10 protein-coding genes are annotated in these 15,844 nt (G+C 66.9%); 6 read left to right on the forward strand and 4 right to left on the reverse strand.

Annotation, left to right across the window (positions count from 1 at the left end; all coding sequences use genetic code 11):
- Positions 1–97 precede the first annotated feature (97 nt).
- A complete protein-coding gene (locus tag ACO07I_RS15210) occupies positions 98–1,966 on the reverse strand; it encodes a ribonucleoside-diphosphate reductase subunit alpha (RefSeq protein WP_422009018.1) in 1,869 nt (622 codons plus the stop codon).
- 450 nt (positions 1,967–2,416) lie between these two features.
- Between ACO07I_RS15210 and ACO07I_RS15215 the strand changes: the two genes are divergently transcribed.
- Complete coding sequence (locus ACO07I_RS15215) at positions 2,417–7,252, forward strand: NAD-glutamate dehydrogenase (protein ID WP_422009020.1); 4,836 nt, start codon at positions 2,417–2,419, stop codon at positions 7,250–7,252.
- A 26-nt stretch (positions 7,253–7,278) separates the two neighbouring features.
- On the opposite strand, the gene ACO07I_RS15220 is transcribed toward ACO07I_RS15215, so the two are convergent.
- Genes ACO07I_RS15220 through aztA form a run of 3 tightly spaced genes read right to left on the reverse strand, consistent with a single transcriptional unit; the run spans position 7,279 to position 9,934 of the window.
- Complete coding sequence (locus tag ACO07I_RS15220; protein ID WP_422009022.1) at positions 7,279–8,265, reverse strand: alpha/beta fold hydrolase; 987 nt, start codon at positions 8,263–8,265, stop codon at positions 7,279–7,281.
- A 39-nt stretch (positions 8,266–8,304) separates the two neighbouring features.
- Positions 8,305–9,174 (reverse strand): metal ABC transporter permease, encoded by an 870-nt coding sequence (locus tag ACO07I_RS15225; RefSeq protein ID WP_422009024.1) that lies wholly within the window; start codon positions 9,172–9,174, stop codon positions 8,305–8,307.
- 16 nt (positions 9,175–9,190) lie between these two features.
- Complete coding sequence (gene aztA, locus ACO07I_RS15230) at positions 9,191–9,934, reverse strand: zinc ABC transporter ATP-binding protein AztA (protein WP_422009026.1); 744 nt, start codon at positions 9,932–9,934, stop codon at positions 9,191–9,193.
- Positions 9,935–10,201: 267 nt separating this feature from the next.
- On the opposite strand from aztA, the gene ACO07I_RS15235 reads away from it, so the two are divergent.
- From ACO07I_RS15235 to ACO07I_RS15255, 5 genes are all read left to right on the forward strand, one after another.
- Positions 10,202–10,960 (forward strand): DUF1223 domain-containing protein, encoded by a 759-nt coding sequence (locus ACO07I_RS15235; protein ID WP_422009028.1) that lies wholly within the window; start codon positions 10,202–10,204, stop codon positions 10,958–10,960.
- 45 nt (positions 10,961–11,005) lie between these two features.
- The gene (locus ACO07I_RS15240) at positions 11,006–14,326 is read left to right on the forward strand and encodes a helicase-related protein (RefSeq protein WP_422009030.1); all 3,321 of its coding nucleotides are present in this window, start codon (positions 11,006–11,008) and stop codon (positions 14,324–14,326) included.
- A gap of 24 nt (positions 14,327–14,350) precedes the next feature.
- A complete protein-coding gene (locus tag ACO07I_RS15245; RefSeq protein WP_422009032.1) occupies positions 14,351–14,605 on the forward strand; it encodes an RNA-binding S4 domain-containing protein in 255 nt (84 codons plus the stop codon).
- Positions 14,606–14,683: 78 nt separating this feature from the next.
- On the forward strand, positions 14,684–15,019 hold the full coding sequence (fdxA, locus tag ACO07I_RS15250; protein WP_298315792.1) for a ferredoxin FdxA: 336 nt from the start codon (positions 14,684–14,686) through the stop codon (positions 15,017–15,019).
- Positions 15,020–15,308: 289 nt separating this feature from the next.
- Entirely contained in the window at positions 15,309–15,836 is a 528-nt protein-coding gene (locus ACO07I_RS15255) for a CarD family transcriptional regulator (protein ID WP_298315789.1), read from the forward strand.
- Positions 15,837–15,844 lie beyond the last annotated feature (8 nt).

Genomic DNA, 15,844 nt, shown 5'->3' on the forward strand with positions numbered 1-15,844 from the left:
CGTCCAATATGTCGGGCGAATGAATGGGGTCGCTTGAAATTAAAATCCCCTGTCGCGATCCCGAACGCCGGGAACGCGACAGGGGTACAACGCTCGTTTACTGGCAGCTAAGACATTCTTCGTAGTCATTGCTCTGCGGACCCGGCGGCGTTCCGAGCGGCAGAGAGGAGGGAGCGTCGATTCTAGGCGCCGTAAGGGCATGGTCGCCGAGCGGTGCGGCGAGGGCTTCGCCGGCCACGCTCTCGGCGCGCTGGATGGACAGCGAGCGGCAGTAATAGAGGCTCTTCACGCCGCGCTTCCAGGCCATCATGTGGATCTGATGCAGGTCGCGCTTGTGCACGTCGGCCGGCAGGAAGATGTTCAGCGACTGGCTCTGGCAGATATAGGGCGTGCGGTCGGCGGCGTGCTCGACCAGCCAGCGCTGGTCGATCTCGAACGCGGTCTTGAACACCGCCTTCTCGTGATCGTCGAGGCAGTCGAGATTCCGCACCGAACCCTGGTCGGTCATGATCGCCGTCCAGGTGTCCTCGTCGTTCCTGCCCTTCTGGGTAAGGATCTTCTCGAGGTACGGATTGCGCACCACGAAGGAGCCCGACAGGGTCTTGTGGTTGTAGACGTTGGCCGCCGACGGCTCGATGCCGGGCGAGGCGCCGCCACAGATGATCGAGATCGACGCGGTGGGCGCGATCGCGAGTTTGTTGGAGAAGCGGTCCTGGAAGCCGAAATCAGCCGCATCCGGGCACGCGCCGCGTTCCTTGCCGAGCGTCATCGACGCCTCGTCGCACTGACCGCGAATGTGCTTGAACATCTTCTTGTTCCACACCTTGGCCATCACGGATTCCAGCGGAATGCCGTTGGCCTGCAGGAACGAGTGGAAGCCCATGACGCCGAGGCCGACCGAGCGCTCGCGCATCGCGGCGTAGGTCGCGCGCGCGAAGTCGGAGCCCGCGGTGTCGATGAAGCTCTGCAGCACGTTGTCGAGGAAGCGCATCACGTCCTCGATGAAGGTCGGATGCTCGTGCCACTCGAGATAGGTCTCGAGGTTCAGCGACGACAGGCAGCAGACGGCGGTGCGCTGCTTGCCGTGATGGTCGATGCCGGTCGGCAGCGTGATCTCGCTGCACAGGTTCGAGGTCTTGACCTCGAGGCCCGCGAGCTTGTGGTGCTCGGGACGGGCGTTGTTCACATGGTCGACGAACACCAGGTAGGGCTCGCCGGTCTCCACACGCGCCGTCAGGATGCGGATCCACAGGGCGCGGGCCGAGACGGTGCGCTGCACGGCGCCGTCCTTGGGGCTGACCAGCGCCCATTCCTCGTCGTTCTCCACGGCGCGCATGAAGGCGTCGGAGATCAGCAGGCCGTGATGCAGGTTCATCGCCTTGCGGTTGGGATCGCCACCGGTCGGACGGCGGATCTCGATGAACTCCTCGATCTCGGGATGGTTCACCGGCAGGTAGACGGCGGCCGACCCGCGGCGCAGCGAGCCCTGGCTGATCGCGAGCGTGAGCGAATCCATGACGCGGATGAACGGCACCACGCCCGAGGTCTTGCCGTTCATGCCGACCTTTTCGCCGATCGAACGGAGGTTGCCCCAGTAGGAGCCGATGCCGCCGCCACGGGCCGCCAGCCACACATTCTCGTTCCACAGCCCGACGATGCCCTCGAGGCTGTCATTCGCCTCGTTGAGGAAGCACGAAATCGGCAGCCCGCGGGTGGTCCCCCCGTTGCTGAGCACGGGCGTGGCCGGCATGAACCACAGATTGCTGATGTAATCGTAGAGGCGCTGGGCATGGGCGTCGTCGTCGGCATAGGCCGAGGCGACACGCGCGAACATGTCCTGGTAGCTCTCGCCCGGCAGCAGGTACCGGTCGTTCAGCGTGGCTTTGCCAAAGATGGTGAGCCGGGCGTCCCGGGAAGAATCGGTAACAACCCGCGCACCGCTTCGAACTTGAACGACATCAAACACTTGCGGTCCCCTTTTTCTTTTTGTCCACAGTTGTGGATAGAACACTCTGTGGAAGAAGCCTACATCTTGGGAGCGATTGGCCGCTTCCCACTATCCATAGATAGTACGGATGCCGCCGAGCCTGTCATTGCGAAATTTAGTCCCCGCTTGTGAATCTCAGGAATGGTTGGTTAACCCTCTGAAAAAACGGCTGAAAATCGGTTTTGAAATTCCGTTTCCCGAGCGGTTTTCGACTCTTCGCAGGTGCAGCATAACAGGAGAACAAAACGCGCTTTCCCGCGGATTCCGTGGCTCCGGGACAGAAACCGCAGCGAATCGGCTCAACCTCTCGGGGCCAAGCGGGGAAAGGCGAGATACGATGGGCATTCTCGGCGTCGCCAAGAGTCCGTCGTCAGAATGTCACGGTCGGGCGTAACATCGCCCCAGGTTTTGCGGAGGAATGCACAAAATATGGTCACCGCTTCGGTGCCGCGCGTCTATGGGTTGGACGCCATCTGCGCTGCCGCCCTCCAGTCCGGAGGTGAGGATTCTGCACAATTCGCACGCAGGCTGTTTGGCCGGCTGTCGGACAAGGACCTCGCCGCCGCCCCGGTAGACCAGCGTGCCGCTGCCGCGATGTCCCTGCTCGCCTTCGCCCGCCGGCGCCTGCCCGGCGTCGCCAAGGTCCGCATCTTCAACCCGTCGCTCGCCGACCATGGATTCGAGAGCCGTCACACGGTCGTGCAGATCGTGAATGACGACATGCCGTTCCTGGTCGATTCGATCGCGAACGAGTTCAACCGTCGTGAAATCGCAGTCCATCTGCTCGCCCATCCGGTGATGGCGGCACGACGCGACCTCGACGGTGACCTGGTGGGCATCGCGCTGGAGGCCGGCGAGCGGGCGCGCTCTGAATCGATGATGCACATCGAGATCGACCGCCAGACCGATCCGGTGCTGCTGGACGAGATCGCTTCCGCGCTCACGCGCGTGCTGGCCGAGGTGCGGCTGGCGGTCGAGGACTGGCGTGCCATGCGCCGTGCCTGCCTCGACGCAATCGTCGACCTGGCCCCCGGTCGCGCCCCGGATCTCGCCGAATACGAGGACTTCCTGCGCTGGCTCGAGGCCAACCATTTCACGTTCCTGGGCCATCGCCGCTATCGATACGTCGAGGATGCAAGCCAGCCCGGCGGCCTGCGCTACGAGCTGGTGCCCGGATCGGCGCTGGGCATCCTGCGCCGCGACGAGGTGCGCCTGTTCGAGGTCGGCGTCGGCAGCGGCGAGGCGATGGCGCGCTTCGCGCAGGGCCCGCACAACATCCTGATCGTGAAGACCGACCGTCAATCGCTGGTCCACCGCATCGGCGCGATGGACTGCGTGATCGTGAAGACCTGCGACGCCGACGGAAGGGTCACCGGCGAGCATCGCCTCGTCGGCCTGTTCACCTCCGCCGCCTATCACGCCGCGGTGCACGACGTGCCGCTGCTGCGCGGCCGGGGCGAGACCCTGCTGCGTCGGTCGGGTTTCGACCGGCATGGCCATGACGGCAAGGCGTTGCTGGCGATCCTGGATTCCTATCCGCGCGACGAGCTTTTCCAGATCGACGAGGAGACGCTCTACGATCATGTGCTGGGCATCCTGCAGCTCCAGGAAAGGCGGCGCGTGGCGCTGTTCACCCGCCTCGATACGCTCGGCCGCTTCGCCTCCGCGCTGGTCTTCGCCCCGCGCGAACGCTTCGACGCGGCGCTTTCAGAGCGCTTCACATCCCTTCTGGAGAAGGCCTGGGATGGGACCGTCGTCTCGGTCGCCACGTCGATCGGCAGCAATTCCGCCCTGGTCCAGTCGCTCCATACGTTGAGGCTCCGCACGCCGGGGCAGCCCATCCCCGATCTCGCCGCGCTCGAGCGCGACATGATCGAAGCGGCGACGTCCTGGAACGACCGGCTGCGCGCCACCCTGCAGGAGAAGCTGGGCGAGGCCGAGGGACGCGCCGCGGCGCGGCGCTGGCGGGACTGGTTTCCCGTGGTCTATCGCGAGACCTTCGACGCGGCGCAGGCCGCGATCGATATCGAGCAGCTCCAGAGGTTCGTCGACGGCGCCGGCTTCGGCGTGCAGGTCGGCCGCCGCAGCGGCAGGCCGGCACACCGCTTCGCGCTGCGACTGTTCCATCCGCGCAAGCCTTTTGCGCTGTCCGACATCCTGCCTCTGGCCGAAAACCTCGGCCTGCGGGTGATTAGCGAAGTGCCTTTCCTGCTGCGCAAGGAGAGCGACGAGGATCCGGCCGATGGCGTGGCCATGCAGGTGCTGCGCGTAGAGACCGCGGACAAGTCGGCGGTCGATCTCGCCGTTGCAGGACCCCGCTTCATCGAGGCGATCGAGAAACTGCGGGCGGGGGCGCTGGAGAATGACGGGCTGAACCGGCTGGTGCTCGGTGCCGGCCTCGCCTGGCGCGAGATCGCGGTGGTCCGCGCCTATGCCAAGTATCTCCGTCAGGCCGGCATCACGTTCAGTCAGGAGTATATGGAGCGGACGCTGGCCACCTATCCGCGGGTGGCGCGCCTTCTGGTCGACCTCTTCATGGCGCGCTTCGATCCGGCCTCCGGTGACGCGACCGCGGAGGAGCGCATTGCGAGGATGGCTTCGATCGAGGCCGAACTGGGCGCGGCGCTCGAAGCCGTCGCCACGCTCGACGAAGACCGCATCCTGCGGCGCTTCCACAATGCCATCCTCTCCACGTTGCGGACGAACTACTGGCAGGCGGGCGGCACCAAGGCGTGGATCTCCCTCAAGATCGACAGCCGCGCCATCGACGACCTGCCGGCGCCGCGGCCTCTGGTCGAGATCTTCGTCTACAGCCCGCGCATGGAAGGCATCCACCTGCGCGGCGGACGCGTCGCCCGGGGCGGCATCCGCTGGTCCGACCGGCGCGAGGATTTCCGCACCGAGATTCTCGGCCTGATGAAGACGCAGATGGTGAAGAACGCCGTCATCGTCCCGGTCGGCTCCAAGGGCGGCTTCTACGTGAAGCAGCCCCCGGCCGGAGGAACCCGCGAGCAGATCCAGGCCGAGGGCATCGCCTGCTATCAGACTTTGATCCGCGGCCTGCTCGACATCACCGACAACTATGCGATGGGCGAGCAAGACGGCGGCGGCATCGTGCCTCCGGCCGATGTCGTCCGCCATGACGGCGACGATCCCTATCTGGTGGTCGCCGCCGACAAGGGCACCGCCACCTTCTCCGACATCGCCAATGCGCTGGCCCGCGACTACGGCTACTGGCTCGACGATGCCTTCGCTTCAGGCGGCTCGGCGGGCTACGACCACAAGAAGATGGGCATCACCGCGCGCGGTGCGTGGGAGTCAGTGAAGCGCCACTTCCGCGAACTGGGCCAGGACATCCAGGAAACCCCGTTCACCGTCGCGGGTGTGGGCGACATGTCGGGCGACGTGTTCGGCAACGGCATGCTGCTGTCGCCGCACATCAGGCTGGTGGCCGCCTTCGACCATCGCCACATCTTCATCGACCCCACGCCGGACACGGCCACGAGCCTCGCAGAGCGGCAACGGCTGTTCGCCCTGCCGCGCTCTTCCTGGATGGACTACGACAGGAGCCTGCTGTCGCCGGGCGGCGCGATCTTCGACCGGACGGCCAAATCGGTCGCGCTGTCGCCGGAGGCCTGCGCGGTGCTGGGAATAGAGCAACCCGCGATGGCGCCGCTCGACCTGATGCGGGCTATCCTGACGGCGCCGGTCGACCTGCTCTATTTCGGCGGCATCGGCACCTACGTGAAGGCCTCGGATGAAAGCCATGGCGAAGCCGGCGACCGTGCCAACGACTCGTTGCGCGTGGACGCCGCGCACCTGCGCGCCCGCGTGATCGGCGAAGGCGCCAATCTCGGCTTCACACAGCGCGGCCGCATCGAGGCCGCGCTGGCCGGGCGCAAGATCAACACCGACGCGCTCGACAATTCGGCCGGCGTCGACACGTCGGACCACGAGGTCAACATCAAGATCGCGACCAGCGCCGCCATTGCCGCCGGTGCGCTCGCCGCGGTGGATCGCGACCCGCTGCTCTTCTCGATGACCGACGAGGTCGCGGCGCTGGTGCTGCGCCACAACTACCAGCAGAGCCAGGCGGTCAGCGTCGCCGAGGGCCAGGCGGCGGAGGAACACGACCGGCTGGAGCGCTTCATGCGTGCCCTCGAACGCAAGGGCCGGCTCGACCGTGCCGTCGAATTCCTGCCGAACTCCGTGGCCATGCGCGTGCGCGCCCAGAATCGCCAGCCGCTGACGCGGCCCGAACTCTCGGTGCTGCTGGCCTATGCCAAGATCGACCTCAACGAGGAGATCCTGGGCTCCGACCTGCCGGACGATCCGCGCCTGGGGGAGGAGCTGTTGCGCTACTTCCCGGCGGCCCTGCAGGAAACGTATGAGACAGCGTTGCAGGGTCATCGCCTGCGCCGCGAGATCACCGCGCTGGAGGTCGTGAACTCGCTGGTCAACCGGTGCGGCCCGACCTTCGTGCATACGGTGGCGCAGCGAACCGGCGCCCCGGCGGCTGCCATCGCCCAGGCCTTCACGGTCGTGCGCGATGCCTGGAAGCTGCGGGACCTGTGGAGCGACGTCGAAGCGCTCGATGCGACGCTCAAGGCCGCAGCGCAGATCCGGATGCTGATGGCGTCGCAGCGCTTCGTGCTGCGCGTCGTGCAATGGGTCCTGCGGCGCCTGCCGCAGCCGCTCGACACGACGGCCGCCACGGCCCAACTCGGCCGCGCCGTCGCCGAGCTGGGAGCCCTGCCCTCGGATCTGGTGGGCGAGGCTGAAGGGGCGGCGCTCGGCGAGCGTTCCGCCGCCCTCGAGGCGATGGGCGCGCCGCCCGATCTCGCCCGCCGCGCCGCCGCGCTGGAGACTCTGTCGGCTGCTGGCGACCTCGCCCTGGCTGCTGAAGCCAACGGCTGCACGATCGGCAGCGCCGCGAGGCTCTACTTCCGGCTGGGCGAGCGGCTGAAGCTCGCCCTGCTGGCCAACGCCGCGCAGAAACTGCCGCGCGACGGCCTGTGGCCGTCGCAGGCCGCGTTCGCGATGCAGGACGAGCTGGCCGCGCTCCAGGCCGAGCTGCTGCGGTCGGCGTTGCGCGCGGGTAGCGGCAACGACTGCGATCCCGATTCGGCCCTCGCCGCCTGGAGCGAACCGCGCAGGCTCGCCCTGGAGCGCGTCGACCGGCTCCTGGAGGAGCTCGCCTCGGCCGGAACCATCGACCTCGCCATGCTGTCGGTCGCCACGGCCGAGTTGCGCACGCTGGTGTAGGGTTCGGGCTCGACAGGCCGCCCGCCTTACAGGCCCTTCAGGAACTCGATCAGCAGGCGGTTCACCTCGGCCGCTCGCTCCTGCTGTACCCAGTGGCCGGCACCGTCGAGGATGTGGCTGCCGCGCAGGCCCGGCAGGGTGGTCGGGTAGGCGTCGAGCTGGCTCTTGGCGGCCGGAAAGCGCAGCACGCCGTCGCGGCTGCCGGCGATGAACATCGAGGGCTGGCGGATCGGCTGGCCGCGCCACGGGCCGCTCAGTTCCCAGTTGCGCCGCAGGTTGCGATACCAGTTGAGGCCGCCGCGAAAGCCCGCGCGCGCGAACTCCCCGGCGTAGTAGTCGAGGTCGGCATCCGTCAGCCAGTCGGGCAGCTTGCCGGGGTCGACGGTGTTGGCCAGGAGCGAGCCGCCCGTGAGGCGGCCGAAGCCCTTATCCTTCTCCGTCATCTCGCCGCCGGCCGTATAGTAGAGCTTGCGCAAGGCACCGCGAATGTCCTGCTGCAGCTCGGCCTCGGCGACGCCCGGCTTCTGGAAATACTGGAGATAGAAGTTGTCGATGCCGAGCTTCTCCAGCGCCGACAGAATGTCGACATAGCCCGGCGGCGCGTACGGAACGCTCATGGCGCAGACCGCGGTGAAGAGATCGGGACGCCACAGCGCGGCGTGCCAGGCGACGGGCGCTCCCCAATCGTGGCCCACGATCACCGCTTTGGTCTCGCCCAGCGCCTTCACCAGCTCAGCCATGTCGCCCACGAGATGGAAGAGCGTGTACTGGTCGATCGGCTCGGGCGATTGCGTGCCGCCATAGCCGCGCATGTCGGGGGCGACGGCGCGGAAGCCCGCTTCGCTCACCGCCCGGAGCTGATGCCGCCACGAGTACCAGCTCTCCGGCCAGCCATGACAGAACAGCACGAGCGGTCCACCGCCTTCCTTGGGGCCGGCCTCGGCATAGCGCATGTGGATGTTGTTGGCCGTGATGGTCTTGAGGGTGACGCCCGGCACCGGCGAATTGGTCATGCTTGGTTCCTCCGCAGGGAGGCAGCCTAGCCTGCCCCCTCACCCGCGCAAGTGAACCGAGCGCGAGAGGCGGGCGCGCACCGAGGCGCGCGAGCCGAAGAGCAGCGACACCAGGAAGAACGAGCTGGCGCACAGCACGATCACCGGACCGGACGGCAGGCCGGCATGGAACGACAACAGCAGCCCGATGGCCGCGGAGGCGAATGCCATCGGCGCCGCGACCAGGCTCATCGACCAGACTTCGCGCGCCCAGAAGGACGAGGCGACGGCCGGCAGCAGGATCAGGCCGAGCGCCATCAGCGTGCCCAGCGCCTGGAAGCCCGCCACCATGTTCAGCACGGCGAGCGACAGGAAGAGATAGTGATAGAGCGAGCCCCGCATCCCCATGGCAGCGAGGAAGCCCGGGTTGAAGCATTCGACGACCAGCGGGCGATAGATGGCGGCGAGACCGATCAGGGTCACGGTCGCCGTCGACACGACGAGGATCAAGGCCGGCTCATCGACGGCGAGGATCGCGCCGAACAGGATGTTCATGAGATCGACCGCGGAGCCGCGCAGGGAGACGATCAGCACCCCGAGCGCCATTGCCGTCAGATAGGCGGCGGCGAAGCTTGCATCCTCCCGCATGCTGGAGAAGCGCGCGATGATTCCCGACAGCAGCGCCGTCGTGACGCCGGCGATGAAGCCGCCCAGACTCATCGCCGGCAGCGACAGGCCGCCGATCAGGAAGCCCAGCGCGGCGCCGGGCAGAAGCGAATGCGCCAGCGCATCGCCCATCAGGCTCATGCGGCGCAGGATCAGGAACACGCCGATCGCAGAGCCGCCGACCGACAGCGCGAGACTTGCGACCAGCGCCCGGCGCATGAAGCCGAAATCCGCGAAGGGCGCGATCACATACTCGTAGACCATGACGCGGAACGCTCGATCAGGCGCTGAGCCGAAGCGGCACGTCGCAGGCGCCGGCCTGCTCGTCCCAGGCTTCGGCCATGGCGCGGGCACGCACCAGGTTCTCCGCCGTCAGGACACGCACGGTCGGGCCGGCATCGACCAGCTCGCGCGCCAGCAGCAGCGCGTGCGGGAAGTCGCGGCGGACCTGGTCGAAATCGTGCAGGACTGCGACGACGGTGCGCTTCTCCTGCCGCCAGCGGCGGATCACGACCATCAGGTCGGCCACGGTCCTGCTGTCGATGGCGGCGAACGGCTCGTCGAGCAGCACGAGATCTGCATCCTGCAGCAGCAGCCGTGCAAACAGCACGCGCTGGAACTGGCCCACGGAGAGCGTGTCGATCGGCCGGCGCTCGAAATCCGCGAGGCCGACCGCTTCGATCGCCTGTTGGGCATCGTTCAAATCGGCGGATGTCGCGGCCCGAAAGCCGCCGAAACGCGACCAGCGGCCGAGCAGGACCGTATCGAGCACCGAGATGGGGAAGGAACGATCGATCTCCGCCTGCTGCGGCAGGTAGGCGATCCGTTTCGCGGTGCACTCGATCCGACCTTCGATCCGCGGCGCGAGACCGACCAGCGCCTTCAGCAGCGTGCTCTTGCCCGCGCCGTTTGGACCGACGATGGCCGTCATCTCGCCGGCGGGGATCTCCGCCGACACGTGGTGGACCGCCGGGCGACGATCGTAGCTCACGGTCAGATCCGTGAGGCGCAAGGCGGCGGTCATCGCGGCCTTACAGCGCCCACCAGGCACACAGCCAGAGCAGCGCCGAGACGGCGATCGCCGCAGCGATCCGTGTCGAAGCGCTCATGGCGAGCAGGGTCGTGCCGGGAGAGATCGGTCGGTGCATTTGGAAGGACTGTTATAATATTACTCTTTAAGAGTCCATAAGGCACGGGCGACCTCCGCGGGCCGAGACGTCACCGGGCAGTGAGCGGTCGGTGAGCGATTGTTGATTGGCAGAGCAGGGGCTGCGCGCGCATCCTGTCGCTCATGACGACGTCTCTAATTCCAAGTCGCAGATCCCTGCTGATCGGTGCGGCCGCGGCCAGCCTGTCGGCGGCGCTGCCGTCGTCCGCGCGGCCGGCCGGCGACGGGCCATGGGCCGTCGAACTCTTCACGTCGCAGGGATGCAGCTCCTGTCCTCCGGCCGACGCCTATCTCGGTCGCCTGTCCCTGCGCCCCGACATCGTGGCCCTCGCCTTCCACGTCGACTATTGGGATTATATCGGCTGGCGGGATCCCTTCGCTTCGCGCGAAACGACCGAGCGTCAGCGCGCCTATGCCCGCGTGTTGAAGCAACGCTATGTCTACACGCCGGAGATGGTCGTCGACGGCATCGGCCACGATACCGGTCGCGAAAAAGCACCCATCGAAGCGCTGCTGGCCAAGGCACAGGCCCTCTCGCCCCGGCGCGCAACGCCCGAACTCGCGCGCACAATGGGGAGCCCGCTCACCATCAGGCTCGACCCCTTCCCGCTCGGCGGCCGCACCGCGGACGTGACCCTGGCCGTCTATGACCGTCGCCACACCACGCCGGTGAAGAGCGGCGAGAACCAGGGCCGCATGATCGAGAACTTCAACGTCGTGCGGCGGCTCGAACTGATCGACCATTGGGACGGCGCGGCGAAGAGCTGGACCGTCCCCGGCGGTGACATCGGCGCGACCCAGGGCGTGGCCGTGCTGGTCCAGTGGTCCGACCACGGCCCGATGATCGGCTGCAACAAGCTGGAACCCGCCTATTCGGGCTGAGCTGTCCGCCTTGCTTCCGCCGCGGCCGCGCGCGATGGTGCCGCCATGTCGTTTTCCGGCGCCTCCGGCCGCCTGACCGCCGTCCTCGGCCCCACCAACACCGGCAAGACCTACCTCGCGATCGAGCGCATGCTCGGCCACGACTCGGGCATGATCGGCTTTCCGCTGCGGCTGCTGGCGCGCGAGAACTACGAGCGCATCGTCAAACTGAAGGGCGCGGCCCAGGTCGCGCTGATCACGGGCGAGGAGAAGATCGCGCCGGCGAGTGCGCGCTACTTCGTCTGCACCGTCGAATCGATGCCGGTCGAGAGGCCGGTTTCCTTCCTCGCCGTGGACGAGGTGCAGATGGCGTCCGACCCGGAGCGCGGCCACTTCTTCACCGACCGGCTGCTGCATGCGCGCGGCCTCAATGAGACGATGCTGCTGGGCGCCGACACGATCCGTCCGGTATTGAACCGACTGCTGCCCGACATCGACGTGGTCGCCCGTCCGCGCTTCTCCAACCTGACCTATGTCGGATCGAAGAAGGCCACCCGCCTGCCGCACCGTTCGGCGGTCGTGGGTTTCTCCGCCAACGAAGTCTACGAGATCGCCGAGCTAATCCGCCGCCAACGCGGCGGTACGGCCATCGTCATGGGCGCCATGAGCCCGCGCACGCGCAATGCCCAGGTCGACATGTTCCAGTCGGGCGAGGTCGACTATCTCGTGGCGACCGACGCGATCGGCATGGGACTGAACATGGATGTGAACCATGTCTGGTTCGCGTCGTTGCGGAAATATGACGGCCGCAGCTCACGGCCGCTGCGCACCGGCGAGCTGGCACAGATCGCGGGCCGCGCCGGCCGTCACATGAACGATGGCACTTTCGGCACCACCGCCGGTCTGCCCGGCCTCGACGCGGAGGTCGTGGAAGCGATCGAAAGCCATCGCTTCGACCCGCTGCGCGACCTGCAGTGGCGCAACAGCGAGCTCGATTTCCGCTCGGTGCAGACCCTGATCGGCTCGCTGAACGCCGGCCCGCCCCATGCCGCGCTCCAGCGCGTCCGTGAGCAGGACGATCAGATCGCCCTGCAGACACTGGCGGCGCAGTCGGCGTTTTTGCCGCGCCTGCACTCACCGCGCCGGATCAAGCTGCTCTGGGAGGTGTGCCAGGTTCCCGACTTCCGAAAGACGATGACGGAAGAGCACATTCAGCTGCTGGGACAGCTCTTCGCGCACCTGACGCAGGGCGGTGAACGGCTTCCCGAGGACTGGATCGAGAGCCACGTGAAGCGCCTCGAGCGTTTCGATGGCGACATCGACACGTTGATGGCGCGCATCGCACACGTTAGGACATGGACTTATATTTCCCATCGGCCCGACTGGATACAGCGCGCCACCCACTGGCAAGAGCGCGCGCGCGCCATCGAGGACAGGCTTTCAGATGTTTTGCATCAGCGGCTCACACAACGGTTTGTCGATAGACGCGCGGCTTTGCTTGTACGAAGATTGCGCGATGAGGGTGAAATGAACTCGTCAGTAGCCGCAGCGGGCGAAGTCACGGTCGAGGGCGAGCACCTCGGTCGCATCGAAGGCTTCCGCTTTGTACCGGACGCAACCGAAGGACAGACCGACCAGAAGGCGGTGCTGAGTGCGGCTCTGCGCGCCTTGCGCCAGGACCTGCCCGATCGTCTGCAGGCCTTCGTCAACAGTCAGGACGGCGAAATCGTCTTCGACGGTCAACTGCGTGTCTGCTGGGGTGGCGGCCCCGTGGCGCGGCTGTTGCCGTCGGGCGACGTGCTGGCGCCCAAGGTCGAGGCGATCGCCACCGACCTGCTCGACGGCCCGGCCCGCGAGGAAGTGCGCAAGCGCGCCGCGACCTGGGTGGAAACCCGCATTCGCCTCGGCCTCAGCGAATTGATGGATGCGCGCGCCACCACCGAACTGCCGGCCGGTGCCCGTGGCGTCATCTTCCAGCTCTGCGAAGGGCTCGGCGTCCTGCCGCGCCGCCCGGTCGAGGAACAACTCGCCCAGCTCAGCGACGAGGATCGCAAGGCGCTGGCCCGCCTCGGCGTCCGCATCGGCGTCTTCTCGCTCTACTTCCCCAGCATGCTGAAGCCGGTGCCGATCCGCCTGCGCGCCGGCCTCTGGATGATCGCCAAGAACCGCGAGACGATCCCGACGCTGCCGGCCGAGGGCCGGACCTCGATGGATCTGCCGCGCGATGCCGAGCGCGATTTCTACACGACCATCGGCTATCTGCCGCTGGGCGACCACGCGATCCGCGCCGACATGGTCGAGCGCCTGGCCGCCATGGCGCGGGCCGCCGTGCGCGACAGCCGGGAGGCGTCGCGCCGTGCACAGCAACAGGACAGGCAGGAGAAGAAGCCCGCCGACGAGGTAAAGGGTGCCGTTCCCCCGATTCCCGCCGCTGCGACGGCGGATGAAATCAGCGAATGGGCGATCGTCGCTGCTGCCTTTGGCGAGAACGAACCGGTGGAGCCGGCGGCCGAGGCCGAATCTCCCGCTCCGGAGCCCGTTGCCGCTTCCGAGCCGATCTCCGAACCGGCGTCGGAGCCTGCCGCGGAAGCCGTTGCCGAAACCCCTGCCGCTGACGCACCGGTGGCTGAGGCGCCTCCGACTGAGGGATCGGCGCCGCAGGAGCTGACGGACGAAAAGTCGGTGGATGACGGGTCGGCGCCTGAGCCGACCGAGCCGACCGCGACCGAACCTGCCCCCGAAGCGGCGACGGAAGCTGCGACCGGACCGGCCGAGAACGGCCCGACGCGGACCGAGACCAAGCCGGCCAAGAAGGAACCGCGACCGCTGCCGCCGGGCTGGTTCCGGGCCACGCCGCAGATGATGTCGCTGGTGGGCTGCTCCGAGCCCGAGATGGCCAATGTGCTGCGGGCGCTCGGCTATCGCGTACATCCGCCGTCGGAAGAGAACGGACCGCTCTACGCTTTCTCCATCAAGCCGCGCTTCGTGCGCGAGCGCGAGGAGCAGCGCGAGCGTCAACGGCTGCAGGAGCGCGAGCGCAACCAGCGCCGCCGCGAGCGGCCGGAACGGCCCAACGAGCGTCAGTTCTTTGCCGATTCGCCGCGTCCGCCCAAGACCAGGGACGACGGTCCACGCAGTGGATCCCGGCCTGGCGGCGGCCAGCCTGGCAATGGCCCGCGCCCCGAAGGGCCGAGGCAGGAGCGCAAGGACGGTCGCCCCCCGCAGGATAATCGCGGTCGCGACGACAGGCGCGGGCCGCGCCCGCCGCGGCGCGACGGCGGCGGGCCGGCCTTGCGCCTGTACGCCACGACGGAGACGAAGGGCGATGCGGCGGCCGATTCGCCGTTCGCCAAGCTGCTCGAGCTCAAGCTCGGTGGAAAGAAGTAGCCACCCGTGAGTCGTTGAGGCGCGATGCGGCTCGACAAGTGGCTATGGCACGCGCGCTTCTTCAAGACCCGTACCCTGGCGACGCGCCACGTGGAGAAGTCACGCTGCCGGATCGACGGCCGCGCCGTCGAGAAGCCGCATGCCACGGTGGCACCGGGCATGGTGCTCACGTTTGCGCTTGGGCCGAGGGTGAGAGTCGTACGGATCGTGGCGCTCGGCGAGCGTCGCGGGCCCGCACCGGAGGCACGCGCGTTGTATGAGGAGATCGACTCGCCTTAAATGGTGTGAGCGCCTTCGCCAGCCTTGCGCAGCGGAGGTTCGCACGTTAAGCAGCCGCCGCTCGTTTCTGGAGCTGATATGACCTACGTCGTGACTGAGGCTTGCATCAAGTGCAAGTACATGGACTGTGTCGAAGTATGCCCCGTGGATTGCTTCTACGAGGGCGACAACATGCTGGTCATCAATCCGGACGAATGCATCGACTGCGGTGTCTGCGAGCCCGAATGCCCGCCGAATGCCATCCTGCCCGACACCGAAAAGGGCCTGGAGAAATGGCTGGAGCTGAACCGCAGTCTGTCGTTGACCTGGCCCAACATTACCCGCAAGGGTGAGGCGCCGGCCGACGCCGAGCAGTTCAAGGACGAGAAGGACAAGTTCGAGAAGTATTTCAGCGACAAGCCAGCGGCCCGCTAAATCCACCTCGGGTAAAGTCCTCAATTGTACCTTTTGCAACAGCCATGCAGTTTCTGCATGGCTCGACCGTTGCTGAAATGCAACATATTGCGCGACTCCGCGCCTGAATTCTGATATGAGACTGCCGCTTGAAGCGGTCCGGGGTCCGGTCCGCCGCTCGCTCGGTGTCCACTTCGGTATCCGAAAGAAACCTACCGATGGCGTGACGCCGGGCCGAATGCGCAGGGGAGCGTATGCGGTGGGTCGCGGTATCGCAGAAAGCGGGGCTGTTGTGAAGGGACTAGATGATATGGCCAAGCCGAAGAAGGCGCCCGCCAAGCCGAAGGAATATGCCTTCGAGAAGGGCGATTTCGTGGTGTACCCGACGCATGGCGTCGGCCGTGTAATCGATATCGAAGCCAAGGAAATCGCAGGTCACAAGCTCGACCTGTTCGTGATTTCGTTCGAGCAGGAGCGCATGATGCTCCGCGTTCCGGTGGCGAAGGCGAAGATCTCCGGTCTGCGCAAGCTCAGCTCGCGCAAGATCATGGAAAGTGCGCTGGTCACCCTCAAGGGCCGCAGCCGCGTGAGCCGCGCCATGTGGAACCGCCGCGCCCAGGAATACGAAGCCAAGATCAACTCGGGCGACCCGGTGTCGATCGCCGAAGTCGTGCGCGACCTGCATCGCAATGCCGGTCAGCCCGACCAGTCCTACAGCGAACGGCAGATCTACGAGGCTGCGCTGGACCGTCTGGCGCGCGAACTCGCCGCGGTCGAGCGGATCGACAAGGATCTGGCGACCCAGAAGCTCAACAGCGTCCTGCAGAAGGTCGCCTAGACGGTCCT

It is taken from the genome of Reyranella sp. (assembly GCF_965227665.1).
Classification (GTDB): Bacteria; Pseudomonadota; Alphaproteobacteria; order Reyranellales; family Reyranellaceae; genus Reyranella.

Coding starts and splice junctions, on each gene's coding strand:
- ACO07I_RS15255 (WP_298315789.1), top strand. CDS start 15,309: ATGGCCAAGCCGAAGAAGGCGCCCGCCAAGCCGAAGGAATATGCCTTC.
- ACO07I_RS15215 (WP_422009020.1), top strand. CDS start 2,417: ATGGTCACCGCTTCGGTGCCGCGCGTCTATGGGTTGGACGCCATCTGC.
- ACO07I_RS15235 (WP_422009028.1), top strand. CDS start 10,202: ATGACGACGTCTCTAATTCCAAGTCGCAGATCCCTGCTGATCGGTGCG.
- aztA (WP_422009026.1), bottom strand. CDS start 9,934: ATGACCGCCGCCTTGCGCCTCACGGATCTGACCGTGAGCTACGATCGT.
- ACO07I_RS15240 (WP_422009030.1), top strand. CDS start 11,006: ATGTCGTTTTCCGGCGCCTCCGGCCGCCTGACCGCCGTCCTCGGCCCC.
- ACO07I_RS15225 (WP_422009024.1), bottom strand. CDS start 9,174: ATGGTCTACGAGTATGTGATCGCGCCCTTCGCGGATTTCGGCTTCATG.
- ACO07I_RS15220 (WP_422009022.1), bottom strand. CDS start 8,265: ATGACCAATTCGCCGGTGCCGGGCGTCACCCTCAAGACCATCACGGCC.
- fdxA (WP_298315792.1), top strand. CDS start 14,684: ATGACCTACGTCGTGACTGAGGCTTGCATCAAGTGCAAGTACATGGAC.
- ACO07I_RS15245 (WP_422009032.1), top strand. CDS start 14,351: ATGCGGCTCGACAAGTGGCTATGGCACGCGCGCTTCTTCAAGACCCGT.